The 23,917-nt window shown below is 62.8% G+C and carries 32 protein-coding genes and 1 pseudogene; 13 read left to right on the top strand and 20 right to left on the bottom strand.

The window, feature by feature from the left end:
• The first annotated feature begins 24 nt into the window (after positions 1-24).
• The 5 genes from HU760_RS15285 (at position 25) to HU760_RS15265 (ending at position 3,174) form a co-directional block, all read left to right on the top strand.
• On the top strand, positions 25-426 hold the full coding sequence (locus tag HU760_RS15285; RefSeq protein WP_186675516.1) for a hypothetical protein: 402 nt from the start codon (positions 25-27) through the stop codon (positions 424-426).
• A gap of 123 nt (positions 427-549) precedes the next feature.
• On the top strand, positions 550-771 hold the full coding sequence (locus HU760_RS15280) for an MbtH family protein (RefSeq protein WP_186675513.1): 222 nt from the start codon (positions 550-552) through the stop codon (positions 769-771).
• Complete coding sequence (locus HU760_RS15275) at positions 768-1,487, top strand: thioesterase II family protein (protein WP_186675510.1); 720 nt, start codon at positions 768-770, stop codon at positions 1,485-1,487. Before HU760_RS15280 ends, HU760_RS15275 begins: the two co-directional genes overlap by 4 nt.
• Positions 1,488-1,543: 56 nt before the next feature.
• The gene (locus tag HU760_RS15270) at positions 1,544-2,095 is read left to right on the top strand and encodes a hydrolase (RefSeq protein ID WP_186675507.1); all 552 of its coding nucleotides are present in this window, start codon (positions 1,544-1,546) and stop codon (positions 2,093-2,095) included.
• A gap of 26 nt (positions 2,096-2,121) precedes the next feature.
• Positions 2,122-3,174 (top strand): DUF1615 domain-containing protein, encoded by a 1,053-nt coding sequence (locus HU760_RS15265; RefSeq protein WP_186675504.1) that lies wholly within the window; start codon positions 2,122-2,124, stop codon positions 3,172-3,174.
• A gap of 22 nt (positions 3,175-3,196) precedes the next feature.
• Here HU760_RS15265 and HU760_RS15260 read toward each other — a convergent pair whose 3' ends face one another.
• The 9 genes from HU760_RS15260 to HU760_RS15220 form a co-directional block, all read right to left on the bottom strand.
• Positions 3,197-4,060 carry a metal ABC transporter substrate-binding protein gene (locus HU760_RS15260; protein ID WP_186675501.1) on the bottom strand — a complete coding sequence of 288 codons (864 nt, stop codon included), beginning with the start codon at positions 4,058-4,060 and terminating at the stop codon, positions 3,197-3,199.
• Complete coding sequence (locus HU760_RS15255; RefSeq protein WP_186675488.1) at positions 4,057-4,956, bottom strand: metal ABC transporter permease; 900 nt, start codon at positions 4,954-4,956, stop codon at positions 4,057-4,059. The genes HU760_RS15260 and HU760_RS15255 overlap by 4 nt, the downstream gene beginning before the upstream one ends.
• Positions 4,956-5,702 (bottom strand): metal ABC transporter ATP-binding protein, encoded by a 747-nt coding sequence (locus HU760_RS15250; protein ID WP_186675486.1) that lies wholly within the window; start codon positions 5,700-5,702, stop codon positions 4,956-4,958. Before HU760_RS15250 ends, HU760_RS15255 begins: the two co-directional genes overlap by 1 nt.
• The gene (locus HU760_RS15245) at positions 5,699-6,601 is read right to left on the bottom strand and encodes a metal ABC transporter substrate-binding protein (protein WP_186675484.1); all 903 of its coding nucleotides are present in this window, start codon (positions 6,599-6,601) and stop codon (positions 5,699-5,701) included. Before HU760_RS15245 ends, HU760_RS15250 begins: the two co-directional genes overlap by 4 nt.
• Before the next feature lie 16 nt (positions 6,602-6,617).
• Positions 6,618-7,187, bottom strand: coding sequence for a DUF6162 family protein (locus HU760_RS15240; protein WP_186675482.1), 570 nt, complete (start codon positions 7,185-7,187; stop codon positions 6,618-6,620).
• Positions 7,184-7,504, bottom strand: a complete 321-nt coding sequence (locus tag HU760_RS15235) for a hypothetical protein (RefSeq protein WP_186675480.1) — start codon at positions 7,502-7,504, stop codon at positions 7,184-7,186. Before HU760_RS15235 ends, HU760_RS15240 begins: the two co-directional genes overlap by 4 nt.
• On the bottom strand, positions 7,501-8,040 hold the full coding sequence (locus HU760_RS15230; RefSeq protein WP_186675477.1) for a PA2404 family protein: 540 nt from the start codon (positions 8,038-8,040) through the stop codon (positions 7,501-7,503). The genes HU760_RS15235 and HU760_RS15230 overlap by 4 nt, the downstream gene beginning before the upstream one ends.
• Positions 8,037-9,230: a PepSY-associated TM helix domain-containing protein gene (locus HU760_RS15225; protein ID WP_186675474.1), complete on the bottom strand. Its 1,194-nt coding sequence runs from the start codon at positions 9,228-9,230 to the stop codon at positions 8,037-8,039. The genes HU760_RS15230 and HU760_RS15225 overlap by 4 nt, the downstream gene beginning before the upstream one ends.
• Positions 9,231-9,403: 173 nt before the next feature.
• The gene (locus HU760_RS15220; RefSeq protein WP_186675472.1) at positions 9,404-10,738 is read right to left on the bottom strand and encodes a lysine N(6)-hydroxylase/L-ornithine N(5)-oxygenase family protein; all 1,335 of its coding nucleotides are present in this window, start codon (positions 10,736-10,738) and stop codon (positions 9,404-9,406) included.
• A gap of 202 nt (positions 10,739-10,940) precedes the next feature.
• Here HU760_RS15220 and HU760_RS15215 point away from each other — a divergent pair, with 202 nt between their 5' ends.
• The gene (locus HU760_RS15215; RefSeq protein WP_186675470.1) at positions 10,941-11,378 is read left to right on the top strand and encodes a hypothetical protein; all 438 of its coding nucleotides are present in this window, start codon (positions 10,941-10,943) and stop codon (positions 11,376-11,378) included.
• A gap of 227 nt (positions 11,379-11,605) precedes the next feature.
• On the top strand, positions 11,606-12,061 hold the full coding sequence (locus tag HU760_RS15210) for an REP-associated tyrosine transposase (protein ID WP_186675468.1): 456 nt from the start codon (positions 11,606-11,608) through the stop codon (positions 12,059-12,061).
• Between the two features lie 156 nt (positions 12,062-12,217).
• Here HU760_RS15210 and pbpG read toward each other — a convergent pair whose 3' ends face one another.
• Positions 12,218-13,144, bottom strand: coding sequence for a D-alanyl-D-alanine endopeptidase (pbpG, locus tag HU760_RS15205; RefSeq protein WP_186675466.1), 927 nt, complete (start codon positions 13,142-13,144; stop codon positions 12,218-12,220).
• 130 nt (positions 13,145-13,274) lie between these two features.
• Positions 13,275-13,424 (bottom strand): annotated as a pseudogene (locus HU760_RS24490) (site-specific integrase); the annotation flags it as partial.
• Positions 13,425-13,651: 227 nt separating this feature from the next.
• On the opposite strand from HU760_RS24490, the gene HU760_RS15200 reads away from it, so the two are divergent.
• The 3 genes from HU760_RS15200 to HU760_RS15190 all read left to right on the top strand — a co-directional run bounded on the left by HU760_RS15200 (position 13,652) and on the right by HU760_RS15190 (position 14,438).
• A complete protein-coding gene (locus HU760_RS15200; RefSeq protein ID WP_367615774.1) occupies positions 13,652-13,966 on the top strand; it encodes a hypothetical protein in 315 nt (104 codons plus the stop codon).
• Positions 13,967-14,097: 131 nt separating this feature from the next.
• Positions 14,098-14,268: a hypothetical protein gene (locus HU760_RS15195; RefSeq protein WP_186675464.1), complete on the top strand. Its 171-nt coding sequence runs from the start codon at positions 14,098-14,100 to the stop codon at positions 14,266-14,268.
• On the top strand, positions 14,265-14,438 hold the full coding sequence (locus HU760_RS15190) for a hypothetical protein (RefSeq protein ID WP_186675462.1): 174 nt from the start codon (positions 14,265-14,267) through the stop codon (positions 14,436-14,438). Before HU760_RS15195 ends, HU760_RS15190 begins: the two co-directional genes overlap by 4 nt.
• On the opposite strand, the gene HU760_RS24485 is transcribed toward HU760_RS15190, so the two are convergent.
• Both HU760_RS24485 and HU760_RS15180 read right to left on the bottom strand, forming a co-directional pair.
• Positions 14,426-14,686 (bottom strand): hypothetical protein, encoded by a 261-nt coding sequence (locus HU760_RS24485; RefSeq protein WP_225932818.1) that lies wholly within the window; start codon positions 14,684-14,686, stop codon positions 14,426-14,428. The two genes, HU760_RS15190 and HU760_RS24485, sit on opposite strands and share 13 nt — an antisense overlap.
• A gap of 149 nt (positions 14,687-14,835) precedes the next feature.
• Positions 14,836-15,240: a MerR family transcriptional regulator gene (locus HU760_RS15180; RefSeq protein WP_186675460.1), complete on the bottom strand. Its 405-nt coding sequence runs from the start codon at positions 15,238-15,240 to the stop codon at positions 14,836-14,838.
• A 72-nt stretch (positions 15,241-15,312) separates the two neighbouring features.
• On the opposite strand from HU760_RS15180, the gene HU760_RS15175 reads away from it, so the two are divergent.
• Positions 15,313-16,377: an SDR family oxidoreductase gene (locus HU760_RS15175; protein WP_186675458.1), complete on the top strand. Its 1,065-nt coding sequence runs from the start codon at positions 15,313-15,315 to the stop codon at positions 16,375-16,377.
• A 95-nt stretch (positions 16,378-16,472) separates the two neighbouring features.
• Here the strand turns inward: HU760_RS15175 and HU760_RS15170 are convergent, their stop codons facing one another.
• The 3 genes from HU760_RS15170 to HU760_RS15160 all read right to left on the bottom strand — a co-directional run bounded on the left by HU760_RS15170 (position 16,473) and on the right by HU760_RS15160 (position 20,356).
• Positions 16,473-17,711, bottom strand: coding sequence for a DUF2599 domain-containing protein (locus HU760_RS15170; protein WP_186675449.1), 1,239 nt, complete (start codon positions 17,709-17,711; stop codon positions 16,473-16,475).
• Positions 17,712-17,815: 104 nt separating this feature from the next.
• On the bottom strand, positions 17,816-19,510 hold the full coding sequence (locus HU760_RS15165; RefSeq protein WP_186675447.1) for a DUF2599 domain-containing protein: 1,695 nt from the start codon (positions 19,508-19,510) through the stop codon (positions 17,816-17,818).
• 171 nt (positions 19,511-19,681) lie between these two features.
• Positions 19,682-20,356, bottom strand: coding sequence for a polysaccharide lyase family 7 protein (locus tag HU760_RS15160; RefSeq protein ID WP_186675445.1), 675 nt, complete (start codon positions 20,354-20,356; stop codon positions 19,682-19,684).
• 248 nt (positions 20,357-20,604) lie between these two features.
• On the opposite strand from HU760_RS15160, the gene HU760_RS15155 reads away from it, so the two are divergent.
• On the top strand, positions 20,605-20,916 hold the full coding sequence (locus HU760_RS15155) for a DUF1654 domain-containing protein (protein WP_186675443.1): 312 nt from the start codon (positions 20,605-20,607) through the stop codon (positions 20,914-20,916).
• Between the two features lie 38 nt (positions 20,917-20,954).
• Here HU760_RS15155 and HU760_RS15150 read toward each other — a convergent pair whose 3' ends face one another.
• From HU760_RS15150 to HU760_RS15140, 3 genes are all read right to left on the bottom strand, one after another.
• On the bottom strand, positions 20,955-21,773 hold the full coding sequence (locus tag HU760_RS15150) for a S24 family peptidase (protein ID WP_186675929.1): 819 nt from the start codon (positions 21,771-21,773) through the stop codon (positions 20,955-20,957).
• Positions 21,774-21,963: 190 nt separating this feature from the next.
• Positions 21,964-22,146, bottom strand: coding sequence for a hypothetical protein (locus HU760_RS15145; protein ID WP_186675441.1), 183 nt, complete (start codon positions 22,144-22,146; stop codon positions 21,964-21,966).
• A gap of 93 nt (positions 22,147-22,239) precedes the next feature.
• The gene (locus HU760_RS15140) at positions 22,240-22,572 is read right to left on the bottom strand and encodes a hypothetical protein (protein WP_186675439.1); all 333 of its coding nucleotides are present in this window, start codon (positions 22,570-22,572) and stop codon (positions 22,240-22,242) included.
• 160 nt (positions 22,573-22,732) lie between these two features.
• On the opposite strand from HU760_RS15140, the gene HU760_RS15135 reads away from it, so the two are divergent.
• Positions 22,733-23,554: a shikimate 5-dehydrogenase gene (locus tag HU760_RS15135; protein WP_186675437.1), complete on the top strand. Its 822-nt coding sequence runs from the start codon at positions 22,733-22,735 to the stop codon at positions 23,552-23,554.
• 61 nt (positions 23,555-23,615) lie between these two features.
• Here the strand turns inward: HU760_RS15135 and HU760_RS15130 are convergent, their stop codons facing one another.
• A complete protein-coding gene (locus HU760_RS15130) occupies positions 23,616-23,858 on the bottom strand; it encodes a hypothetical protein (protein ID WP_186675430.1) in 243 nt (80 codons plus the stop codon).
• Positions 23,859-23,917: the final 59 nt, after the last annotated feature.

Here is a 23,917-nt window from a genome sequence, read left to right as displayed (position 1 = left end):
CCGCCACGGGCTATGCTTGCTGGCATGAGCATACCGCCCCCTTTGCGCCAGCCTTGCCCCCCTGGCGCCTGCGATTGCGGCCGCGAACAGCTGGTCGACCACCCGCAGGCCGCCCAGCGCATCCTCCTGCTGACCCGTCAGGAGGAAAAGCGCCTGCTCGAACGCCTGGAAAACCTCAAGGACCTGCAAGACCTGCAACGCCTGCAGCAACGGATGTACGAAAACCTCGGCATCCGTGTGCACATCGCCCCCGGTTTCAACGAAGTGCGAACCATGCGCGGCATCATCATCGAACTGGACGACCAGCTCGGGCTGTGCCGCAAGACCCGTCAGTCGATTCCGGCGGCGATTCGCCGGGGGCTGGAACGCAACCCGCAGGTTGCCTTCCGTCTGCTCGATACCCATGATTTGCTGCGGGATACCTGAGGGCCAGCCAGGCGCGTTCCTGCAAGTTACCAGGCCCCTAATTTTCCTGCAGCTTGCTACGTCTACCACAAAGCTCCCCTGCGCCACGCGCGCAGTGGCAACCATCACTCAAGGAGACAGGCAATGACTTCCGTTTTCGACCGCGACGATATTCAGTTCCAGGTAGTGGTCAACCACGAAGAGCAGTACTCGATCTGGCCCGACTACAAGGCCATCCCCAATGGCTGGCGCGCCGTCGGCAAGAGCGGGCTGAAGAAAGACTGCCTGGCCTACATCGAGGAAGTCTGGACCGACATGCGCCCGCTGAGCCTGCGCCAGAAAATGAACGAAGCCGCCGCCCAGTGACTGCACTGAACCTGCTGTGCCTGCCATATTCAGGCGCCAGCGCCATGGTCTACAGCCGCTGGCGGCGCAAGCTGCCGGCGTGGCTGCAAGTGCGCCCGGTGGAACTGCCCGGGCGCGGCGCGCGCATGGCCGAGCCGCTGCACACCGACCTGCAGGCCCTGGCCCGGCAACTGGCCGCCGAGCAACGCCTGGCGGCGAGTGCCCCCTATGCGCTGCTTGGCCACAGCCTCGGTGCGCTGCTGGCCTTCGAGCTAACCCACGAGCTGCAAGCGTTGGGTTGCCCGCCGCCCCTGGCCCTGTTCGCCTGTGGAACCGCTGCACCAACCCGCCGCGAGGACTACGAGCGCAACCATTGGCGCGAGCCCAAGGCTGACGCCGAGCTGATCAGCGAATTGCGCGAGCTGCAGGGCACGCCCGAGGAAGTGCTGGCAAACGCCGAGCTGATGAGCCTGACCTTGCCCATCCTGCGTGCCGACTTCCTGCTCTGCGGTACCTACGCTTATCGCCAGCGCCCTGCATTGCAGTGCCCGCTGCATGTGCTGGGCGGCGTGGTCGACCGGGCCAGCGACGAACAACTGCAGGCCTGGCGCCAGGAAACCCATGGCCCATTCTCTCTGCAGATGTTCCCGGGCGGGCACTTCTTCATCCACGAACAGGAGGACCAGGTGCTCGCTGCGCTGGTCGCATCGCTCGAACCGCTTCGGCTTTCCGCCTGATTGACGTCACCGCTTGCCTGGGGGAGGCTAGGCCTTTTTTCGGGTAGGGGCAGGCAATGCTGATCGATCCACGCAAGGCGACGCTGCTGGTCGTCGACATTCAGGAAAAGCTCATCGGCGCCATGAGCGACCCAGCAGGCACCCGCGCACGGGCACGCTGGTTGCTGGCAGCAACGGCCGAACTGGAGCTGCCGACGGTGATCTCCGAACAGTATCCCAAGGGCCTGGGGCACACCCTGGCCGAGCTGCTGGCCGTGGCGCCAGCCGCTGAGGTGGTGGAGAAAAGCCACTTTTCCTGCGTGGCCGCTGCGTGCCTGCCAGCGAGCCTGATGGCGCGCGAGCAAGTGATTGTCTGCGGCATGGAAACCCACGTCTGCGTACTACAGACCGTGCTCGGCCTGCTGGCGCTGGGCAAGCAGGTGTTCGTGGTCGAGGATGCCTGTGACAGCCGCACCCCGGCGAGCAAGGCCGCCGGCCTGGCGCGCATGCGTGCTGCGGGCGCGCAGGTGGTGACCCGCGAGATGGTGGTGTTCGAGCTGATGGGCAGTGCCGGCCACTCACTGTTCCGTCACATCAGCAAGACCTACCTGGTCGGTGAACAGCCCTGAACGGCCGGATTCTGGCGGCCGGGCTGATGGCCCTGGCGCTGCTGCAAGGTTGCGCCGGGCGCCGTGAGGCAGCACCCGAAGCAGACCCCGCCAAGGTCCGCGCGCAACTGCTGCGGTTGTTGCCCGCCCAGGCCAGCGACCGCGAGGGTTGGGCCCGGGACATTCAGCAGGCATTCGAAAGCCAGCGCATTGCCCCCAGCAAGAGCAACCTGTGCGCGGTGCTGGCCGTGACCGAGCAGGAGTCGACCTTCAACGCCGACCCGCAGGTGCCCAACCTGGGGCGCATTGCCCGCCAGGAAATCGACCGCCGTGCCGCACGCCTGCATATTCCCAGGCTGCTGGTCGACGGTGCGCTGAAGGCACCTTCGGCCAATGGCAAGAGCTACCAGCAGCGGTTGCAGGCGGTGCGCAGCGAGAAGCAACTGAGCGAACTGTACGATGAGGTCATCGCCCGCGTGCCGCTGGGCAAGACCTTGCTCGGTGGGTTGAACCCGGTGCATACCGGCGGGCCAATGCAGGTCAGCATCGATTTTGCCGAAAAACACGCAGGCGATTACCCCTACAGCCACACCGGCAGCATCCGCCAGGAAGTCTTCACCCGCCGTGGCGGCATGTATTTCGGCATCGCCCACTTGCTGGGCTACCCGGCGAGCTACGAACGCCAGCTGTATCGTTTTGCCGATTTCAATGCGGGGTGGTACGCCAGCCGCAACGCGGCCTTCCAGGCAGCACTGAGCAAGGCGACCGGGGTAACACTGGCCCTCGACGGTGACCTGATCGCACCGGGTTCGATCATGCCGGGGGCCACGGAACGGGCGGCGCGTAAGCTGGGGTCCCGGCTCGGGTTGCGCAACCCGCAGATTCGCAGCCAGCTTGAGCAGGGCGACCGCCTGGCATTCGAAGACAGCGAACTGTACAGCGGGGTGTTCGCCCTGGCCGATACCGCGGCGGGCAAACCGTTGCCGCGGGCGGTGTTGCCGGGGATCGAGCTGAAGAGCCCGAAGATCACCCGCAAGCTGACCACGGCGTGGTTTGCCGGGCGGGTGGATGAGCGCTATCAGCGGTGCATGAAGCGTTAGCAGTGGGGCGCCTGTATCGGTCTCAGCCCCCGCTCAGTGCGCCCACCACCTGGTCGACACTGGCCTGCAATCCGGCAAATGCATCTTCAGGGTCACTCTCCACTACCACCAACTTCGCCCCAGCGGCCCTGATCACCTCGACTACCGCCGGCTCCGGCTGGCGATGGTCCAGCACCACCGCCACCTCCTGGGTCTTCAGGTTCTGCTCCAGCGCCTGCAGCGCTGCTGCATCCCATGTGGCCGGCAGCGGCTGTTCCACCACGTCCAGGTTCAGCCCGCTGGCGAGGTAGCCCAGGCGCTCCGACAGGCTCGCCACGGTCAGGTTGTCGACCTTGGCCAGGCGTGCCTGGTTGCTGGCGGTCAGCTCCAGCAACTGACGCTTGAGCCTGGTCAGGTTGCCCTGGATCGTCGCCTTGGCGTCCGGCACGAGCCGTTCCAGGTCATTGGCTATCACGTCGGCCATGCGCCCGAGGTTGGTCGGGTTCAGCCAGGGGTAGGCGCCATAGGCATCATCGCCGGTGACGGCAATGCCAGGCAGCGCGCCGTCCACAGGCCGTGCGGCGTCGATTTCGACAATGCGGATATTGCTGCGCCGCGCCATCGGATACAGCGGGTCGTCACGCCAGATCGAACGTACACCGATCACTGCGTCGGCCTGCTGCGCGGCCTCATGCAGGCTGGCGCCGCCACGCCCGCTGAAATACGAAGGCTGGCGGCTGGCCGGCAGGTTGGCCGGTGCCGCGCGCGTGAGCTGTACCGCAGTGCCATCGAGCAGGGCGCTGGCCAGGCTGTGGGTGACCGGCAAGCTGGTCAGCACCTGGGTGGCGAAACACAGCGATGGCAGGCCGGCCAGGGCCAGCGCCAGGGTCAGGCGTTTAACGTTCATGCCGGGTTTCCTTGCAGGCGGGGAATGAGGGCGCGGGCCAGCGCAGCCAGGGCAAAGCAGATGCCGGCCACCAGGATGATCGCGGCACCCGATGGCACCGGCAGGTCGAAGACGATCGGCAGCAGGATGCCGAGCAGCGTACTCAAGGTGGCGATCAGCACCGACAGGAAGAAGAACCCTTTGAGCGACTGGCTGACCAGGCGCGCAGTGGCAGCCGGAATCACCAGCAGCGCCCCGACCAGGATCGCACCGATCACCTTGACTGCCGCTACAGTCACCAAGGTCACCAACGCCACGAACAGGTAATCCAGGGTCTTCACTGCCACCCCGCGCACTGCCGCCAGCTGCGGGTTGAAGCTGGCCAGCATGATGCGGTTGTACAGGGGCACGGCCAGGGCCAGTACCAGCAGCGCGACGATGCCCAGCACCAGCAGGTCCTGGCCGCTGACGGTCAATACCGAGCCGAACAGGACGTTCTCGAGGATATGCACATTGATCTTGCCTGCCAGCATCAACAGCAGGCTGGCGCCCAGCGCCAGCGATACCGAGAGAAACACACCGATCAGCGTGTCCGGCGACAGCCCGGTACGGTTGCGCAGGAAGTTGAGCAGGATGCCGAACAGCAGGCAGTAGCCGAACAGGCTGCCGTACGGGCCGGTATAGGGCTCGCCCAGCAGGATGCCGATGGCCACACCGGTCAGCGCGGCATGGCCGACTGCCTCGGAGAAAAAGGCGAAGCGCTTGACCACCACCAGCGTACCCAGGCCGCCCAGTACCGGGCCGATCATCAGGCCTGCCAGCAAGGCGTTGACCACGAAACCGTAGGCCAGCGCCTCGGGCAGGTAACCGGCCGTGGCCCAGCCCTGGACCAGCTGGCGCAAGGATTCAAGACTCATCAGGCACGCCCCTCGCTGCGCGGGTGAACGGAGAACAGCCCCAGCAGACGCTCCGGGGTCAAGGCCTGGGCCGGTGGGGCATCGAACAGCACCTGGCGGTTCAGGCCAGTCACCCGGTCGCTCAGGCGCAGCACGGCCTGCAGGTCGTGCTCGATCCACAGCACGGTGGTGCCGGCCTGGCGCCAGCCGCGCAGCAACTGTTCGAACACCTGGATACCGGCTTCATCAAGGGCCGACATCGGCTCGTCCAGCACCAGCAACTGCGGCGCCGGGACCAGGCCCTGCGCCAGCAGCACGCGCTGGCGTTCGCCACCCGACAGCGCACCCATGCGCCGCTTGCGCTTGTCGAGCATGCCGACCCGCGCCAGAGCCGCGTCGATGGCCGGCTGCACTTGCCGCGACAGGCCGAGGAAGGCCGGGCGGCGCTGGCACAGCGCGGCCATGAAGTCATTCACGGTCATTGGCAGGCCACGGTCGAACTCCAGCGCCTGTGGTACGTAACCGATCACCTCGTGCCCTGCGGGCCAGTGCAAGGCCAACCGGCCCTGGTGCGGCATCTGCCCGAGCAGGGTCTTGATCAGCGAGCTCTTGCCACCGCCGTTGGGGCCGACGATGGCGTGCACGCTGCCGGCGGCCACGCTGAAGCTGACCTGGTCAAGGATGCGGGTGCCGCCCAGGGTCAGGTCGATGCCGGCGAACTCAATGCGTGGCCCGCAGGTCGCCAGCAGGTTGGCAGCGGCGGTCATGTGCGGTTCTCCTGGATGGCGCGCACGACAGTGTCGAGGTTGCGCTGCATTTCCACTTCGTACTTGTCCCTGGTGTATTCGCCATAGGAAATGTGCGTGAGCGGGTAGAGGCGCACGCCGGATTCACGCTGGATGGTTTCGACATAGGCGGACGGAAAATCCATTTCCGAAAAAATCACCCGCACATCCAGGGCCTTCAGCTGGTCGATGGTTCTCTTCAACTGGGCCGGGCTGGGCTCGATGCCATGGGCTGGCTCGACCACCGCTGTCACCTCCAGGCCGAAGTCGCGCACCAGATAGTCGTAGGCGGCATGGATGGTGGCCACCCGGAAGCTGGCGCCGGGTGCTTCGGTGACCTTGGCCAGGGCCTCGGCCCGCAGGATGCGCAGGCGCTTGGCGTAGGCTCGGGCATTTTGCCTGTACAGCCTGGCGTTGTCCGGGTCGAGCTTGCCCAGCTCGCGAGCGATATTGTTGACCTGGGCGATGCTGGTGCTGATCGACAGGAAGGTGTGCGGGTTGACTACCTTGCCGGCACCGCGGGCGGCAATGCCGGTGGCCGCCAGCAACGGCACGTTCTGGTTGGCCTCGATGGTCTGGATAGCGGGCTTTTCGCTGGCGGCGATCATGCGCCCGGCAAAGTCGTCATGGCCCACGCCGTTGAGCACCACCACATCCAGCGTACCGATACGCTTGATGTCCTGCGCCCGTGGTTCGTAGGCATGCGGGTTGAAACCTGCCGGGATCAACGGCACCACTTCGGCCTTGTCGCCGACGATGTTGCTCACGTAGCTGTAATAGGGGTGCAGGGTGATGCCGATGCGCAGCGGCTTGCCGTTATCGGCCATGGCCGATGCCGGCAGGGCAAGAGCCAGGAGCAGGGCGAGGGCGGAGCGGAACATGGGGGAGTCCTTGGGTTCAGTGACGGTGTTCGCGGGTGACCCCGGCGTCGTAATGACTGACTACTTGCCGCCAGCCGGCAGCGATCAGTGCGGCCTGGCCGAGGTCGCCCGGGGGCGCGGCGGCGGTGTCGCGGCGCAGCCAGATATCTGCTTCGCCAGCGCTGTCGTTCGGTACGATCAACAACAGGCTGCCGGCTACTTCCGGGGCCTGGCTGCGACCCAGGTAGGCACCGGCCTGCAGCCACGACCACTGATGGCTGCCGCGGCGCTGGCTGCCGGCGTCGGCCACGAACGGCGGCAGGCCGTCCTCGGCCAGGGTGCTTACGCTGGGGACGGCGGCGTTTTCTTCATGCAGCAGGCGGATTTCGTCGAAGGCCACCCGCAGGTCGGTGTACAGGCCTTGCTCGGCAGCGGTGAGGTCGCGGCGGGCATCGATCTGGTGGCTGGCGATGGCCTGTTCGTCCTCGCGCTCACCACGCATCAGCACCACGCTGGCGGCGAGCACCACGATCAGCAGGCTGACCAGCAGCACGTACAGGGTTTCGTGCCCGGCACCGGCCGGGCGGATCACTTGGCAGCGGCTCATGGCTGGCTGATATCGGCATGGTCGACTTCCACCACATGCCCGGGGCCGGCATCGAACAGCACATAGAATTCGCCGTCCGGACGCTTGAAGGTCAGCGTCGAATCATCGCCGAGCTTGCCGCCGACCAGTACCTGTTCGTCGTAGCCGATCACATCCAGAGTCACCCCGGGGGCGCCGCTGCCGTCCGAGAAGCCGCCGGTGCACTTGACCTGGCCACCGGCCAGCCCTTCGCACTCGCACATCGGGTTGTGTGCCAGGGCTGGGCCGGCGCTTAGCACCAGCACAGGCAGGGCGAGGATGCGCAACAGGTGTTTCATTTCTTGCCTCCTTGTTTCTCGAGCCAGGCCACGGTGGCTGGCGATGCCTTGGCCAGGGGCACTGACGCCTGGTGCAGGCTGCCGTCCCAGCCTTCCAGGGTGATCCAGATCTGCGCGTCCGCGCGGGTGCGGGGTGGGATGGGCAGCGAAGTGCCCATGTGGTATGGCGCGCCAAAGAAAATGGTGCCGGCGGCGCGCAAGCTGCGCGGTTTGCCGATGCGCAGGTAAGCGGCCTTGACCTCCTTGATACAGGCCTTGCACAACGCGGCGTTGAATACCTTGAAATACCCGGCCGGGCCGTCGACGCGGGGGGCCTCGTCACGCAGTTCGGCCAGGTCGAGGCGGTAGGGGCCGACCTGAATGTCGCTGATCACATTGGCGCCAAGGCCGGCTTCGCCACGGAACAGTTTGGCATCGGCGAAGTACTTCGGCATGAAGCCCAGCGGGATGAGAATCAGCAGGGCATTCAGGTGGAAGCGCCATTTCAGCCACAGCCGCTTCAGCGGGCTGCCGGGCAGGGTTTGAACCTTGCTCATGGGTGCACCCCCGCGGTGGTGTCAGGGTGTGCCGGGCGCGGCGCGCGTTCGCTGCGCTTGAGCGCGGCGGCGGTGGCCTGGGCGGTGCGTCTGGTCCAGATCAGCAAGCCGCTGAACACCATCAGGGTGAGGATCAAACCGAAGAAGAACCACACCAGCTTGATCGGCAGGCCGCCGAAATCGCCGGTATGCAACGGGCGCATGGATTCGGTGACGAACTCCAGTGCCGAGCGGTCGCTGAGCAGGAACTGGCTGTCGACCTTGCGCGTATAGGGGTTCACCGAAGCACTCTGGAACATCAGCGGGTACCAGCCCGGCCCGGCCAGGGTGACGTGGCTGTAGGCGGAGGCGGGCAGGGTGATGAAGTTGATCTGCAGCCCCGGCACCGCCAGGCCGGCAATACGCGCGGCTTCATCCAGGTCGATGCGTGGTGCCGGGCTGCCATCCGGGCTTTGCGGCACGTCCTCGCGGGCGATCACCGGCACGACCGGGCGGCTGGAAATGGTGATGTGGTTGTCGAACAGGATCGCCTGGATCAGAAACCAGGTGCCGGTAATGGAGATGACCGCAATGAACCAGATCGACCAGACCCCGGCCAGGCGATGCAGGTCGCCCCAGAAAATCCGCGAGCCATGGCCGGTGCGCACCGGCTTGAAGAAGCCTTTCCAGAATTTCTTGTACACCACCAGGCCGGTGACCAGCGACGCCAGCATGGGCAGGCCGAGCAGCGACACCAGGTACCAGCCCCAGCTGAAGCCATGGGTGAACGGCACCAGCCACCAGCCGTGCAGGGCACGGGTGAAGGCCTCGAAGTTGAAGTCGGGCGTCTTGCCCTGGATCGCGCCGGTGTACGGGTTTACGTACAACGTCGGGCTGCTGCCGTCAGGCAGGGTGACATCGGCCTTGACGGCAAAGTGCGAACCGTCGGGTTGGGTCAGGCGCTCCACCACCATGTCCGGTTCGGCCCTGTGCAACGCATCCAGCACCTGCTGGAAAGTCAGGCGTTCGACGTTGCCATCGGGCTTGTTGGCGCGTACATCCGGGTTGGCCAGCCAGACGATTTCCTGGCTGACCACGGCGAGCATGCCGGTGAAACAGACGATCAGGACAAAGAACCAGATCGGCAGGGCGAGCCAGCTGTGGACAAGGAACCAAAGCCTGGATTTCGATTTTTTCGCGGTTTTCGCCATCGGACAGTCTTCTGCAAGGGTGGTCGAGCGTGTGCCCAGCCAAAGCGGCTGTACTGATAAGGACGAATGAGAATCAAAATCCTGCCGTTTTAAATGCAAACAAATGTTTCAGAAGCACCAAGGCCGGCCCGCGCGTATTGCGCCGGGCCGGCCAGGCAGTGGTAGGCAGCGGCTCAGGCGCGGGTCAGGGCGACGGCCGGCTGCTGCCTACCGTGCAACTGCGCCAGGTCCTGGTACAGCGCGCGGCCGATCTCTGCCGCGCGTGCAGGTAGTACCGAAAGCAGGGTGTCACTTAGGCCGTGGCTGTTTTCGCAGAAGCCTTGCAGGTACACCGAGGCCTGCAGGTCGGGGCTGGCCAGCACGCGGTAGTTGCGGTCGACACGGAAATCGTCAAGGTAGCCGGCCAGCGGTGCCAGCAGGTCACGGTGCGAGCGGCGTTCGTAGCCGGTGGCGAGGATCACGGCGTCATAGCGGTGGGTTTGCTGCTGGCCGGTAGCAAGGTCGCGCAGGGTCAGTTCCAGCCCCTCGCGGGTGGCTACCACCGTTTCCACCTGGCGTCGGCACAGGACATTGTGGCGGTACTGGTGAGCCACTTTCTGCCGGTAGAGGATGCCGTAGATGCGCTCGATCAGGTTGAGGTCGACCACCGAGTAGTTGGTGTTGTGGTATTCGCCGAGCAGCTTGCTGCGCTGGTCGGCCGGTTCGTTGTAGACCAGGTCAGTGTAGTCCGGCGCGAAGATCTCGTTGACGAACGGGCTGTCATCGGCCGGCTTGAGTGCCGAGCCGCGCAGAATCATGTCGACCTTGACCGACGGGTAGCTGTCGTTGAGGTCGATGAACGCCTCGGCGGCGCTCTGGCCTGACCCGATCACGGCAATGCGCATCGGTGTGCCGGCGGTGCACGGCAGCTTGTTCAGGCTGCTCAGGTACCGGGAGTGGTGGAATACCCGCGGGTCTTCGCTGAAGGCGGCGAACTTCTCCGGTATTTTCGGCGTGCCGCCGCTACCGACCACCACCGAACGGGTACGGCGGCTGTATTCCCGCCCTTGTCCGTCACGCGAAACCAGGCGCAGGTGTTCGACCCGGCCGGCCTGCACTTCCGGCTCGATGCGCAGCACCTCTTCGCCATACACCGCCTGGGTAGCGAAGTGCTCGGCGGCCCAGCGCAGGTAGTCGTTGTACTCGAGGCGGCAGGGGTAGAAGGTGCCGAGGTTGATGAAGTCGGCCAGGCGCTGCTTCTGGTGCAGGTAGTTGACGAAGCTGTAGGGGCTGGTGGGGTTGCGCAGCGATACCAGGTCCTTGAGGAACGAGATCTGCAGCTCGCTCTGGGTCGCCAGGGTTTCGCCGTGCCAGCGGTAGTCCTGCTGCTTGTCGATGAACAGCGCATCGAGGGCATGGCCCTGGGACTCGGCGAGTTCTTCCAGGGCGATGGCCAGGGCCAGGTTGGAAGGGCCGAAGCCCACGCCGATCAAGTCCTTGACAGTTTCCGGGTGTGCAGACTGGCTCATGGCTGCGATTCCATAGTGATCGAAGGTGGACGCACGCCGGGCATGAGCCGGCGCCTGCGTAGGTACATGGGTTGGAACGAGCCAAACACTCGGGAATTTACCGGCGGCCGGCTGCTTGGTAACAAGCCGGGGCTAAAGACCTGCGCCTTGCGGCCGATAGGCAGATCAGATCAAGGACTCATTTTTTTGCAGGGAGAAACACATGAGCGCCATTGCAGCAATCAGCGTCGGCACCGCGGGCCAAGTGTCGGGCAGCACCTCGGCGGTCGCCAGCCCGGATGTGCAGAAGAACGAAGAGGGCGGGGCAGCCAGCACTCAGGTCGACCTGTCGAAAGTCAGCGCTGACAGCAAAGCCCAAGGTGCCGAGAGCAGCAGCGACAGTGCTGAACCTGCGCATATCAAGCAATTGCGCGAGATGATCAAGCGGCTGCAGAAGCAGTTGGCCGACGAGCAGAAGCAATTGGCCCTGTTGATGGCTCAGCCGATGGAAGAAACGGCCAAACTGGCTGCGGTGAGTGCCAGGCAGGCGAGCATCGCCACGCTCAATGGTGAAATCCTGCAGGCCACCGCCCAGTTGCTCGAAGCATTGCAGACCACCGGTGGCAGCAGTGCGGGTGGGATGGTCAGTACCCAGGCCTGACGCTGGATACAGCCTCGAGCGTGCGCGATGGTGCACTGGCTGAGCAGCTTGAGCGCCGCCCGCGCGGCGCATCGCGGATAAATCCGCTCCTACATTTGTTGCAACGTGCCGAACCTGTTACACCATGGTCGCCTGGCGGGGGACACATCTGCAAACCCTATTGTCCCACTGCCTTTTGCAGGCAATTCTAAGCTGAAGCGGGAATCGCATAGTCATGGATGACCATCATGCACTTCCCGAAAGGTTGTCTGCTGCGCCGTGGCAGGTGCTCAGAACCCGGCAGAATCTATCTGCTCACAACCGTCACCCAAAACCGTCGCCCGCTGTTCGTGAACTTTCAACACGCTCGCATCGTGATTCGCCATCTGCGCATGACAGAGCAGGAACACAGTTGCCATTCATTGGCCTGGGTTGTCATGCCTGACCATGTTCATTGGCTGATCGAACTGAAAGAAATAACCCTGAGCACACTGATGCGCCGCTTCAAAGCGAGGTCGAGTCACAGTTTGCGAAAGACGGGAAGCATTACGGCCCCTGTCTGGCAAGCCGGATATCACGACCGCGCCCTACGCAGGGACGAAGATGTGGTCAAGGCCGCAAGGTACATCGTTGCCAACCCACTGAGAGCGGGCTTGGTGAACAGAATCGCAGACTATCCGCATTGGGATGCAATATGGATCTGATCCCCAAAGGCTGACCAGGCTCGGCAGATTGCAACAAATGTAGGAGCGGATTCATCCGCGATGCGCCGCCCGCGCGGCGCTCGATCCGATAGACGCAATCCCTCTTTCGACGGACACCCGCGCCCCTGGCCTAAACAGCGCTGTCACCAAGCGCCGTCATTCCGCCGCCAGGCGCCCTTTGTTCTGCCGCTCTGCCTTGTACTGCATGGCCACCGCCGGCGCTGGCTTGGCGGCACCGGTTTCCAGCCACTGGCGCATGCGGCTGGCATCGGCGAAGTGGGTGTACTTGCCAAACGCATCGAGGATGACCATGGCCACCGGGCGGTTGTCCATGCGGGTCAACAGCACCAGGCAGTGCCCGGCCTCATTGGTGAAGCCGGTCTTGGTCAGCTTGATGTCCCAATTGCTCTTGTTCACCAAATGGTCGGTATTGCGGAAGCCCAGCGTGTAGTTGGGCTTGCGGAAGGCCACGGTCTTCTCGCGCGTGGTCGACAGCTCGCTCAGCATCGGGTACTTGCGCGAGGCCATCAGCAGCTTGGCCAGGTCGCGGGCGGTGGACACGTTCTGCGTCGACAGGCCGGTCGGTTCGACGTAGCGGGTGTGCGCCATGCCCAGGCTACGGGCCTTGGCGTTCATCGCCTTGATGAACGCCGGGTAGCCCCCCGGGTAATGGTTGGCCAGGGTATTGGCCGCCCGGTTTTCCGACGACATCAGGGTAATCAGCAAGGTTTCGCGGCGGTCCAGCTGGCTGCCCAGGCGCACACGCGAATACACGCCTTTCATTTCCGGGTTGTTGGCGATGGTCATGGTGAGCATTTCATCCATGGGCTGCTTGGCGTCGAGCACTACCATGGCGGTCATCAGCTTGGTCACCGAGGCGATCGGCACCACGCGGTCGGCGTGGTTCGAATACAGCTCCTGGTTGGTGTTCAGATCGATCAGCAGAGCGCTGCCCGAAGCCAGGTGCAGCTTGGACGGGTCACGTTGAACCTGGGCCGGGGATTGTGCAGCAGCGGTCGACGGGAGGGTCGCGGTACCTGTGAGCAACAGCAGCAGGCTGAGGATGGACAGGGATGTTTTCACGTTCAGGCTCACTAAAAGTTGGTATGTCGTTGGCTGTGCAAGGGTTTTCCCCCAAAAACCGCTGCATTCTGGAGTATGGCTGAAATGCTGTCGAATGCCTTATGACTAAAGGGCGCAAGGTGAACGAAATTTAATCCTGTACCAATTCTGTACCAATTACGTTCGCTTCCAGCTTCGCCAGTTCGGCCCAGTCATTGGCGGAATTCAGCCATTTGGCGTAGGTCGAGAGGAGGACCTGCACCGAGTGTCCAGGCGGCCCTGCAATGAATGCCGGATTCATCTCCCCTTGGCGGTCTCGCGGTACGCCTCGGCGATACCGCTGCTGGCGAAGAGATCGACGACCAGCTCCTTTTCGAAGGGTAGGGCGAGGGAGGTCATACAGGTCTTGTTGTCGTCCTTGCGTGCAGGCGCTGCCCTCGCCGGGGAGGCGTGTCAGAAGAATTGATGTGATGGCAAAGTGATATGATTTCAGCTACAAGGGAGACTGGTAGCCAGTGCAGTTCGCATGTGCGCGATGACAAAGAGGAAGTCGAAGTGCGTATTCTCGGAGCTTTTGCAATTAGTGTGTTGCTCGCTGCTTTCGGGGCTGAAGCAAAACAAAATCATATGTCTGATGATCAGGTGGCTAAGCAGATCATTGCGGAATCGATCGCTTCATATCCTGGACCTTGTGCCTGCCCTTTTAACACGACAAGAAACGGAAGCTCTTGTGGCAGAAGGAGCGCTTACAGCAAGCCTGGTGGGTATTCGCCAATCTGCTATCGAGAGGACGTAACGGATGAAGACATCGCTGAGTATAAACAGCGAATGTTAAAAAAGTGACAGAGCACTCCTCGCCGGGAGGGATTGTCGTTGAATAGGGTAAGGCGCTGGCGGGCAGCGCGTGGTGTCAGTTTTTGCGGAGGGATTCGATCTTTGGTATAACGCCCGACCATTTCACAGGAAGGATCCTTATGAAACGCACCATCATGGGTGTCATGCTCGTTGCCGTTACTGCGCTTTCGCTGAGCGGCTGCTTCGAATCCGAGGCCGAGAAGAAGGCGAAGGAGCAGCAAGAGGCCAGCGAGAAGTTTTGGAAAATCACTCCGCCAGACGAGAGCCAGGACCAAGGATTTAAGCCATGATCCGCGCCTTCGCACTAGCTATCATTGCTTTAGTCAGCGCTGGACTACTCAGTGGGTGTCTGGAGTCAGAGACAGAGAAGCGGGCCAAAATCGACGAGCAGAAGTCGAAGGACTTTTGGGACATGGGCGGTCCTACTGATCGCAGCAAGAGCAAGGGTTACACGCCCTGATGCACCGCAACTCTTAACGCCGCCGACATAGGCGGCGTTTTCATATGCGCGGTTGCGCTGGCGGGCAGCGCCGGAGGGTCAGGGCAGTTGCTCGCGCCGCAGTTCCGGCAGTTGTTGAGGAATCGGCCGTCCCAGCTGATGAAGCGTCCGCAGCCGTGGCAATTTAGCGGTCGCTTCCAGGCCTTGCGCTGCTTCCTTGGTTTCACCAACTCAATGCCGGTGCCTTGCAGAGCCTCTTTGATATTCACGTCCCGCTTGTGCACCAGTCGCCTGGCCTTTGCCTCGAGGTAAGGAAAGGACCAGATCACCGCTTCCTCTGGCGTGGCTGGCATCACAGCCGAAGCGTTTCCCAGTGAGCAAGCGCTAACGCCTGAACCCAGCCATTGCGCTGGGTTTTTTATTGCCTGGAGACCGCACCCCGTACCGAAAGATGCGGCAGCATCAGCCCCTTGGCGATGGCACTGGCCTCAAGCTTTTTACGTTCCGTATCGAGAGACGCATAGGCGGCCTGCAGGGCGATGATCTTCGCCTGGATTTCGGCCATCTTTTCCGCAATCAAGGCCGCGCCTTGTGCGCAATCGATGGTGTTGCCGCGCTTGGCTGCCAGGATGTCGCCGATCGCCGCGAGTGAAAACCCCATGCTCTGGGCAGTCTGAATGAATTGCAGGTCGGCAACGGTCTGTTCGCTGTAACTGCGATAGTTGTTGGTCCGTCGATGGGCGACGATAAGCCCGAGCTTTTCGTAATAGCGCAATGCGTGACGGCCGATGCCACTGCGGCGCTCCAACTCTCCAACATTCACAGCGAAATTCCTTGACTGTAGACCAGGCTCTATACCTTAGCCTGCACCGATCATGCAAACAAGGATTCGGTCATGGGTGTGGAATGCTTCGTTACAGGCGGCAGCGGGTTTGTCGGGCAACATCTGCTGGCCCGTCTTTCCGCGACTGGGCACAAGACCTGGGTGCTCATGCGCAACCGGGACCACCTTGAGCGTCTCAGGGAGCAGGTCGGCCAGCTGGGCGGTAACCCGGCGAATATTCATGCCGTTGCGGGCGATATCAGCAGGGACGGGCTGGGGCTCAGCGAGGCAGACAGGCAGAGCGTGTCCTGCGCCTCGGTGGTTTTCCACCTGGCGGCGGCGTTTTCCTGGGGGCTGACCATGGAGCGTGCCCGCGCGGTCAATGTGCAAGGCGCCCTGAGGGTCGCCAGGTTGGCGGCGAGCTTGCGCGTCCGCTTGGTGATGGTGGGCGGCTACATGGTGCAGAACTTTGCCTTCCTTACCCGTATCGGGGTTGATTACGATTGCCCCGCAAACACTGACTGGCCCGCAGTCTATAGCCGCGTGGGTGGCTACGAAGGCAGCAAGCTCGAGTCGCATTTCGCGGTCATCCGCTACATGCAGCAAGCGGGTGCGGATTACACCATCGTTCATCCGGCGACGGTGTGTGGCCACAGCGAGAGTGGGCACATCCTGGCAGGTCAGCCGCTGGTCGAACTCATTCGCAATCTGGCGCAAGGCCGTTTCAAGGCGGTGCCTGGTTCCACCCGGCACTGGTTGCCAATGGTCAGCGTCGATTACCTGGTGACGCTGATAACCTGCGTGGCGTTCGACCCTTTGCTGGCCAACCGGCAGGTGCTGGCGCTCCATGAGCACACGCCCAACCTGCAGGGGCTGCTCAGGGAGCTGGCGAAAACGCTGGGGGTCAAGGCACCCCAGCGCCATGTCGCGATCGGATTGCTCCGCTGGCTAGCGATGATTCCCGGGCTGGCCGCCCGCTTGGAGATCCGCGCCGAGTCGTTGAACTTCATCCAGACCCAGCGCTTCGACATGAGCGAGAGCGAGCATCTGGAGCGCAAGTATCGGTTAACGCAGCCCGACATGGCGCAGACACTGGAAAGGACGGTGCGCTACGTCATGGCTCACCTGCCCGATTGAGCCAACCACCCATGGCCGTGCTTGGCGCATGCCATTGAAATCAAGACCTGGAAGCCGCCGATACCAATCAGTACCGGCAGGTTCGTGCCAGCGCTTCAATACGGGTTGCAGAACTGCGCTACGGCCGTGGCCTGGTCGACATACGGGCGCGCCGGCTCAAGGTTCCATTCGGGCTTGTCCCTGACCGGTTTGTTGTCATAGCTTGCTGCCAGGTGGCACACCAGCTGGCGACGCAGCGAGCCACCGTTGATGCTGTAGCGCCGCCATTGCGCATCGTCCTTGTGCTTGTTGTACAGCTCGGCGAACATCCGGTCGGTCTGGTCGTCCTTGATCGCACGCCCGCACGCGGTGGGCACGACCTGCAGCGACCAGGTGTCCGGCCCCAGCTTCGGATCGGGGCGCTGTACCCAGCTGCTGGACTGGATGTATTTGTCACAGAACTGCTGGGTGGGCAGCGGCGCGGCCTGGGTGCAGGAGAAGCTGGCCTTGCCAGTGGGTGTACGCGGGAAGTCGATCTTGACGATGTTGCGGTCCTTGCCGGTCTTGTTCTTGTAGTCGCGCTGATTGGCCAGGGCATCGTTCAGGCCGCGCTGATCACTGTAGAAGAACGCCAGGATCGGCAATTCATCATCTTTCGGGTTGCCCAGGCGCAGCTCGGTCTGGGTCTGGAACTCACGGGTGTTGATGGCACGTCGGGCACCCATGAAGTTGCGGAACGCATTGACCCGGTCCTGGCTGCTCATCGGGTTGCGCATGTTGAAGCCACATTGCAGCTGGTCCTGCTTGCGGTCGTTGTTGAACCGGGTGAAGTGGGCGACCCAGGCACTGGCGTTGGTGATGGGCGGGGCCATGGCCTGGCATACGGCTTCGGTCTGGCTGGTATTGCGGTTATTGCCGCAGCCCCGGTCATCGCGGAAATCGGTCCAGGCGTCGTTGGGGAAGGCGCAGTACACGTGCACCGGCGTCTCGGGGGCGCGCACCAGGTCGATCGGCTTGATGATGTAGCCGTTCTGCGTGCTCATGCCCGGGTCTTCATAGCTGATGCCGTCGGCACGCATCCAGGAGGCGGCAAAGGTCCCCAGCTCTCGCGCCTTGGGGCTTGGGTTCCATACGTCCCATTGCTGGCCCTTCGCCGGGTCGGCGCGGTGGGTACCCCTGATCAACAGGCCGGAACAGTCGGATGCCGGGTCATTCCCGCAGCTGTCGACGGTCTTGTTGTAGAGGCTTTCCACCTGCCTCAGTGTCTCTTCGCAGGACTCGGCGTTCGCCGAGGTGATGTGCAGAAACAACGGCAAGGTCAGTAGCGGGACAATCCTGTTCAAACGCTTTTGCATGGCATGTATCTCCCTGATTAGCCAAAAACAACCTGCGGTCCAACTTCATTTCGGGTACAGCTGCCCCCCCTGCTCGCCAGGTGAACAGTCAAACGGTCAAGTGGTCAGCGCGGAACCGGATTGCAACCTGCGGCGCGGGTTTCGCTTTCGGATAGCCTTGGCCGGAAAGGCTCCAGGTTCCACGGCGTCTTGGCCCGGTAGTTGACCAGCACGCAGCTCAATTGCTGGCGCATGCTGCCGGCAGAGGTCTCATTCTCGCGCCATTGGCCGTCGGCACCTCTGAGGGCAAACAGCTGGTCGTACAGCGCCCCGACTTGTACGTCGGGCAAGGCGCGTCCCGCCGGGGTCGGCACCACGCTCAGGGTCCATTCCTCCCGGCGGGTGCCGGGGTCGTAGCGCTTGATCCAATCGGCAGAGGCGATGTACCTGGGCGCTTGCGCTGGCACAGGGTTGCAGCCGGCCTTGGCCGCCTCCTCAGGAGTGACGGTGGGGCGGAACGGCTCCAGGTTCCATTCGGTCTTGGCCGGGTAGTTACGCACCAGGCAGGCCAGTTGCTGGCGCATGCTGCCTGGGTATTTCTCAGTCTCGCGCCATTGGCTGTCCATACCGCGCAGTTCGAACAATTCCTTGTACAACGCGTCCTGGTCGCTGGCCTGGATCGCCTTGCCCTCGGCAGTAGGGATGACGTTGAGTGTCCATTCGTTTTTCTTGCTGCCGGGGTCGTAGCGCTCTGCCCAGCTGGTCGCGGCGATATAGCGCGGCGCCGCTGGCACTGGCGCGGGTTGCCCGCCACCGGCAGGGGACAGGTCGATTGCCTGGTCGGCGGCGACATAGCTGAAGCGTTGCTCCGGCGGTTGGGTGAAGTCCAGCCGCAGAATCGGCACGCTATAGCCCTGCGCCTGAAGTTTCTTCTGGAAGTTGCGCGCACTGTTCAAGCCATTCTCCGGTCTTGGTGGTGCCACGTCACCGCGGGTGGCGAAGTTCTGCGTGCTGTTGACGTTGTAGATGAAGGCATCGATGTGCTTCATGTTCTCGCTGCCGTCGTTGCTCGCCGAGGCATTCTTGAGCATGAATTCGGTGACCTGGGCGCTGTAGGCGAAGGGGTCCTTGTGGGTGGGGTTCAGGCGCGATTCGTGGACCTTGATCATGGCATTCCAGTCACTCGGTTTTTCCGCGTTCCAGGAGCACTGGTTGTACTGGATGGGGCCCTTCAACACGCCGGTGTATTTCTGTGTCCACTGCTCGGCGGTGGCGACCCCAGCTTCCGCGCAGGTGCCATAGGCCAACGCGGCATTACGGTTGGTCAGGGTGCCCTGGGCGGTGCGCGGCGGTTCGCGGTTGTCGAAGAAGCCGCAGCCGTACCATTTGCGTTCTGGCCCGGTGCCGCCGTCGAAGGCGTAGATGCACGTCCAACCCTGCTCCTTCACCGGCAGTTTCAAGGCCACCGCGTCGGTGGGCAGGCGCAGGATGAAACCGGCCGGGTGGATGAGAATACGCGTACTCAGGTCCTTGCGCAGCCAGCTATAGGATGTGGCGCCGATCTTGACCGCATAGGGGCTGTAGTCCCAGGGGTTGAACGGCCCGTCATTGACCATGCGCAAGGTCACACCGCTGCAGTAGTAGTGGCCGCGTGCGGCACCGGTGTCGGCCTCCTGGCAGTGGTTATTGATGGTGTTGTAGTTGCGGTTGATGCGCTTGACGGTTTCCAGCGGATCGAGCGGCGCCTGGGCGGCCAGCGCACTGAGGGTGAAGGGCAGGGCACAGGCGATGAAAAACGAGGAACGAACATGCGGGTACATTGCCGACACTCCTTGTCGCACAAAAATGGTTCACGCTTGTAGCCGCAGCGTAGTTAGCCGGCCCCTTGCGGTCAAATGCGCTGGCCAGACAACGGCGACCTCGTCGCAGAACGTCCCGTGCTGTCTGCGCCGGAGCACAGGGCATCGGGACGTCTTTTCGGCTAGGCAAGTTCAGGCATGGACCAGTGACAGATCGCTGATGATGCAGATCGAGCCATCATCGGGTGGGGTCGTATCGGTGTAATCGACCTGGTTGTACACCCCACCATGGAATTCGAACTGGTGCGCTGCCCAGCTGCTGTCGAACGGCAGGTCGCCGGAGCTGCCGGTCACCCCGTTGCAACTGGCGGTCACGTTGACGGTGCCCTGGGCGGTGGCGTGGATGCTCACGGAAAACTTCGCCCCCAGCGGTACACCCCTGAGCACCGTCGAGTTCACCGGATCGGTCTGGTTGTAGGTCTGCCGGAACCCCAGGGTGATATCGCCTTTTCTCCAGAACACCTTCACCGGCGGGCTGTCGTCGCCGTACACGTGCATCTGCGCCACGACCACCTTCTGCGCCCAGTTGACCTTGGTCAGGGTCATCACTTGCCGATTCCAGTGATTCGGGGCACCGGCCAGCGTCCAGTAGGTCGGCTCCGACCACTCGCAGCGTGTCCGGTGGGTGCTTTTGCTCGACGCGCCTTTGGTTGGGGCAGACAGCTGCACCGAACCGTCGTCGAGCACTGACACATATTCTGGATACTGGACGATGGCTTCGCTGCCGGTGAGTTCGTCGGCGACCAGACTGGTCGAGGATTCGGCCACCGGAACGGAAAGGATGAGATTGCTGATGTCTACGCTCATGGAGGTACTCCTTGATAATCGATAACGGATTGTGCCCTTTGGGCTGGCAGCGACGATGACGGCGCTGTCGATAAAAAAGTTAGCTGTCCGCTAAATTCGTGTCAATAGCCAATAGCTAAATTAACTTCGCTCATCGACAAATTTTTTCCCGGTCAGACTTTTCCCGGAAACGGGCTTTACCTTGGTTTCGGCAGTGGGCTATCCTTTATCCGAATACTGTACAAAAATACAGGTGTGGGAGTGAGCCTATGTCCAAGCACATGAAGCCGACGCTGCAGCAGCGCCAGCAAATGACCGGGTTAGAGCGGCTTAGCCTTCGGGTGTCAGCGATGATCAACCACCCGCTGGCACAGACCCAGCGTTGGGTTGTGGTCCATCGCCTGGATACGGACGGTGAGGCTGAGTGGGAAGAAGTGATGGGCCTGCTGGCTGAAACGCCTGAGTTGGACCTTGCCTTCAACGATGACGACACTGTCACGCTGCGTTGGTCGCGCAGCGGCCTGGGTACGCGCGACGATCTTGCCGTCGAGCAGCAGGTCGGGAAGGCTGCACCGTTCTGAGTTGCAGAAAAAAGCCCGCCGGGAGGGCGGGCTTGGCGTCATACCAGGTGCGCATTCCACACCAGCAGCACCCTGGCCTGGATATAGGTTTCTTCTCGCCGGACCATGCGGTCCTTGTGTCGCGAGTTGTCGGAAATCATTTCGAAATGCTCTTCATCGGCAATCTGCAGCCGCTTGATATAGAGGTGATCACCCCAGCAGAACAGGTAGATGCCATCGCCGACGAACTCCCGGATGCTGACGTCCACGATCAGCGGGTCACGGTGCCTGATGGTCGGCTCCATCGACTGGCCCCAGCCGGTCACCATCTTCAGGTGGTGATGGTCGCTGAATTCCACGCCCAGCTCGCGCAGGTGGCTTGGGCTGACGCGGACGTCCTTGAACATCTCGGGGTAGTCGTGGGGGATCTGCCCGCCGCCCATGGCCGCCCGCACGTCATAGTGGGCAATCCATACCTCGTCACCCACCAGGCCGGGCTGAGCCAGGTCGGCCTTGACCAGCGTGGCCTTCAGCGGCTCCTCGGCAGCAGCCAGCAGCCGTTGCCGGGTTTCTTCGGGAATGCCTTTGCCGCTTCTGGCCAGCATCTGCTTGACCAGGTCAGTTGCGCACAGCCTGCTGTCGCCAACGTCAGCCTGTACCTGCTCATCCACCGCCATGGTGTCGAACCACCCCCGGGGCAAGCCTTCGATACCCTCGATTCTACGGGCCACGTCATCACCCAGGTTCTTCGCTGTCTTGTTCGAGAGGATCTGACTGAGGTGTGCAGGAGCCATGCCCCAGCGTTCTGCACAGGAGCCTTTTCGCTGGTTGCCGATCAGCTTGACCAGGTTGTGCTTGCGGATTTCGTAGATGTCCATGAGGCGAAGCATGCCAGTGTTTAGCTCATTGCTAAATAGGCGTGAAGGTAAATTTTTTCTGCCGTAGCTGGCGCCAGGCTGAATCGACTACGCCGACAACACAAACCAGCCGGCCTGCGCCAATGAAAAAAAAGACCCGCCAATAAGGCGGGCCAGAAGGGCGTAGGGAGCAACGCACAACAAATACGGGTCAGGCGACCAGGGTGCCTGGTTGCAGCTGTTCGATCAGCGCCTGGGCCGAGGCCCGGCTCGGCATCGGGCCGCTAACGGCTTCGCCGTTGCGTACCAGGTACCAGCAGGCCAGCAGGCCTTGCTCACGCAGCGAAGCGGGGACGGCACTGCCGACAACGGACATGATCTGGATAGTGGCCATGGGGACCTCCTGTAAACATGGCTCCACCATACGCAGCAGCCGAGGCGGTTTGAAATCAACTTCCTCGATAGTGGTCATTAGTTCTATCAACTCTCACCAGCGAGGCGGGCCGTAATACACCGGCGGCGGGCCGTAGTATCTGCGGTAGCCCGGGGGTGGCGCATAGTACGGTTGGTAATACACCGGCGGTGGCGGCTGCACGTACACCGGAGGTGGCGCGTAGTACACCGGCTGACGCTCGACATACACGGTACGCTCGCGCCCGCCATACACCGTAGCCCCGACCACCGCTCCAACCACGGCGGCACCTAGCAGCGGGCCTGGGCCATACCAACCACCGCCGCCATGGCCACCGTGGGCGGCAGCGGGCCCGCTGATGGCCAGGGCACCGGCCAGCAGGGCAATTCCAGGAATGAGGCGGTTCATAAGCAACCTCGCAAGGACACCCCAACTGTGGGGTCCTATTACTATGACCTCACTCTTTGTCTGCCGAGCACAGGGAGACGGTAAAGGTTGTGTAAGGGACGACCAATGGTTGCCTCTGCTACGCTGCACAAACGTTTCAGTTATGACAAAGGAGCAGGTTATGTCGACAAACCCCAGCAGAGATACCGTGTTGTGCATCTCCCTGGCCGGTCGCCCCGGTACCTTCGGGGTCCGGTTCCATAACCACCTGTACCAGCAGTTGGGCCTGGACTTCTACTACAAGGCCATGCGCACTGATGATCTGCCGGCAGCGGTGGCGGGTATCCGCGCCCTGGGTATCCGCGGCTGCGGCGTATCGATGCCGTACAAGGAGGCCTGCATGGCGTTGGCCGACGAGGTCGACCCCTCCGCGGCAGCCATCGAGTCGGTCAATACCCTAGTCAATACCAATGGCCATCTGAAGGCCTACAACACCGACTACCTGGCGGTACGCCAGTTGCTGGCGCAGCACCAGGTCGACCCGCGCACGGCGTTTGCCCTGCGTGGTAGCGGTGGCATGGCCAAAGCCGTCGCCAGTGCGCTGCGTGATGCCGGGTTCGCCGAGGGCATCATCGTTGCGCGCAACGAGCAGGCCGGGCGGCAGTTGGCGGATGTCTGTGGCTATCGCTGGGTGGCTGAGCTGGAGGACCTGTGCCCGCCGATGCTGGTCAACGTGACGCCAATCGGCATGGCGGGCGGTGCGGAAGCCGAGCAGCTGGCGTTTTCCGAAAACGCCATCGCTGCGGCGGAGCGGGTGTTCGACGTGGTTGCGATGCCGGCGCGTACACCATTGATCCGGCGGGCGCAGGCGTTGGGTAAACCGGTGATCACCGGGCTGGAGGTGATCGCGCTGCAGGCGCTGGAGCAGTTCGTGCTGTACACCGGGGTGCGACCGACGTCGGCGCAGGTGGAGGCGGCGGTGGCTTACGCCCGGGATATCTGATTACGCCTGTCTTGCCCTTTTGCGGTTTCGCCCGCGAAAGGGCAAGACAGGCAGATCGGGATCAGAACACCTTGTGCCCTTCATCCAGTTGCTGGTCCACCAGTGCCCGGCCATGGGCCAGCGACACATGCTGCGCGTTCTCAAGGTCGGAGAAGAACTTCATCGGCATGGACATGCGCTTGCTGGTATGCCCGTCGGGGTCGGTAATCAGGCACCCGGCGGCATAGGGCAGGGGAGAATCGGGGTGGGGCATCACGCTGGCGGTGATGGTGTGCTGGCGGTATTCACAGTGAAGAGATTGCATCGTCCTTACCTCGCTGTGGCATGTGAAGCAGTTACCTCCATATACCACAGCAAGGGGCC

The organism is Pseudomonas oryzicola (assembly GCF_014269185.2).
Classification (GTDB): Bacteria; Pseudomonadota; Gammaproteobacteria; order Pseudomonadales; family Pseudomonadaceae; genus Aquipseudomonas; species Aquipseudomonas oryzicola.
The sequence above is the reverse complement of the archived record's forward strand: the minus strand, read 5'-3'. Positions and strand labels throughout refer to the sequence as shown.

What these genes read in the sequence shown, in the direction of transcription:
- HU760_RS15215 (WP_186675470.1), top strand. Translation starts at nt 10,941, where the DNA reads ATGAGCGCCATTGCAGCAATCAGCGTCGGCACCGCGGGCCAAGTGTCG.
- HU760_RS15280 (WP_186675513.1), top strand. Translation starts at nt 550, where the DNA reads ATGACTTCCGTTTTCGACCGCGACGATATTCAGTTCCAGGTAGTGGTC.
- HU760_RS15210 (WP_186675468.1), top strand. Translation starts at nt 11,606, where the DNA reads ATGCACTTCCCGAAAGGTTGTCTGCTGCGCCGTGGCAGGTGCTCAGAA.
- HU760_RS15145 (WP_186675441.1), bottom strand. Translation starts at nt 22,146, where the DNA reads ATGGCCACTATCCAGATCATGTCCGTTGTCGGCAGTGCCGTCCCCGCT.
- HU760_RS15260 (WP_186675501.1), bottom strand. Translation starts at nt 4,060, where the DNA reads ATGAACGTTAAACGCCTGACCCTGGCGCTGGCCCTGGCCGGCCTGCCA.
- HU760_RS15220 (WP_186675472.1), bottom strand. Translation starts at nt 10,738, where the DNA reads ATGAGCCAGTCTGCACACCCGGAAACTGTCAAGGACTTGATCGGCGTG.
- HU760_RS15160 (WP_186675445.1), bottom strand. Translation starts at nt 20,356, where the DNA reads ATGAGCGTAGACATCAGCAATCTCATCCTTTCCGTTCCGGTGGCCGAA.
- HU760_RS15195 (WP_186675464.1), top strand. Translation starts at nt 14,098, where the DNA reads ATGAAACGCACCATCATGGGTGTCATGCTCGTTGCCGTTACTGCGCTT.
- HU760_RS15240 (WP_186675482.1), bottom strand. Translation starts at nt 7,187, where the DNA reads ATGAGCCGCTGCCAAGTGATCCGCCCGGCCGGTGCCGGGCACGAAACC.
- HU760_RS15245 (WP_186675484.1), bottom strand. Translation starts at nt 6,601, where the DNA reads ATGTTCCGCTCCGCCCTCGCCCTGCTCCTGGCTCTTGCCCTGCCGGCA.
- HU760_RS15235 (WP_186675480.1), bottom strand. Translation starts at nt 7,504, where the DNA reads ATGAAACACCTGTTGCGCATCCTCGCCCTGCCTGTGCTGGTGCTAAGC.
- HU760_RS15140 (WP_186675439.1), bottom strand. Translation starts at nt 22,572, where the DNA reads ATGAACCGCCTCATTCCTGGAATTGCCCTGCTGGCCGGTGCCCTGGCC.
- HU760_RS15130 (WP_186675430.1), bottom strand. Translation starts at nt 23,858, where the DNA reads ATGCAATCTCTTCACTGTGAATACCGCCAGCACACCATCACCGCCAGC.
- HU760_RS15250 (WP_186675486.1), bottom strand. Translation starts at nt 5,702, where the DNA reads ATGACCGCCGCTGCCAACCTGCTGGCGACCTGCGGGCCACGCATTGAG.
- HU760_RS15150 (WP_186675929.1), bottom strand. Translation starts at nt 21,773, where the DNA reads ATGGACATCTACGAAATCCGCAAGCACAACCTGGTCAAGCTGATCGGC.
- HU760_RS15190 (WP_186675462.1), top strand. Translation starts at nt 14,265, where the DNA reads ATGATCCGCGCCTTCGCACTAGCTATCATTGCTTTAGTCAGCGCTGGA.
- HU760_RS15135 (WP_186675437.1), top strand. Translation starts at nt 22,733, where the DNA reads ATGTCGACAAACCCCAGCAGAGATACCGTGTTGTGCATCTCCCTGGCC.
- HU760_RS15255 (WP_186675488.1), bottom strand. Translation starts at nt 4,956, where the DNA reads ATGAGTCTTGAATCCTTGCGCCAGCTGGTCCAGGGCTGGGCCACGGCC.
- HU760_RS15230 (WP_186675477.1), bottom strand. Translation starts at nt 8,040, where the DNA reads ATGAGCAAGGTTCAAACCCTGCCCGGCAGCCCGCTGAAGCGGCTGTGG.
- HU760_RS15270 (WP_186675507.1), top strand. Translation starts at nt 1,544, where the DNA reads ATGCTGATCGATCCACGCAAGGCGACGCTGCTGGTCGTCGACATTCAG.
- HU760_RS15170 (WP_186675449.1), bottom strand. Translation starts at nt 17,711, where the DNA reads ATGCAAAAGCGTTTGAACAGGATTGTCCCGCTACTGACCTTGCCGTTG.
- HU760_RS15165 (WP_186675447.1), bottom strand. Translation starts at nt 19,510, where the DNA reads ATGTACCCGCATGTTCGTTCCTCGTTTTTCATCGCCTGTGCCCTGCCC.
- HU760_RS15225 (WP_186675474.1), bottom strand. Translation starts at nt 9,230, where the DNA reads ATGGCGAAAACCGCGAAAAAATCGAAATCCAGGCTTTGGTTCCTTGTC.
- HU760_RS15285 (WP_186675516.1), top strand. Translation starts at nt 25, where the DNA reads ATGAGCATACCGCCCCCTTTGCGCCAGCCTTGCCCCCCTGGCGCCTGC.
- HU760_RS15175 (WP_186675458.1), top strand. Translation starts at nt 15,313, where the DNA reads ATGGGTGTGGAATGCTTCGTTACAGGCGGCAGCGGGTTTGTCGGGCAA.
- HU760_RS15155 (WP_186675443.1), top strand. Translation starts at nt 20,605, where the DNA reads ATGTCCAAGCACATGAAGCCGACGCTGCAGCAGCGCCAGCAAATGACC.
- HU760_RS15265 (WP_186675504.1), top strand. Translation starts at nt 2,122, where the DNA reads ATGGCCCTGGCGCTGCTGCAAGGTTGCGCCGGGCGCCGTGAGGCAGCA.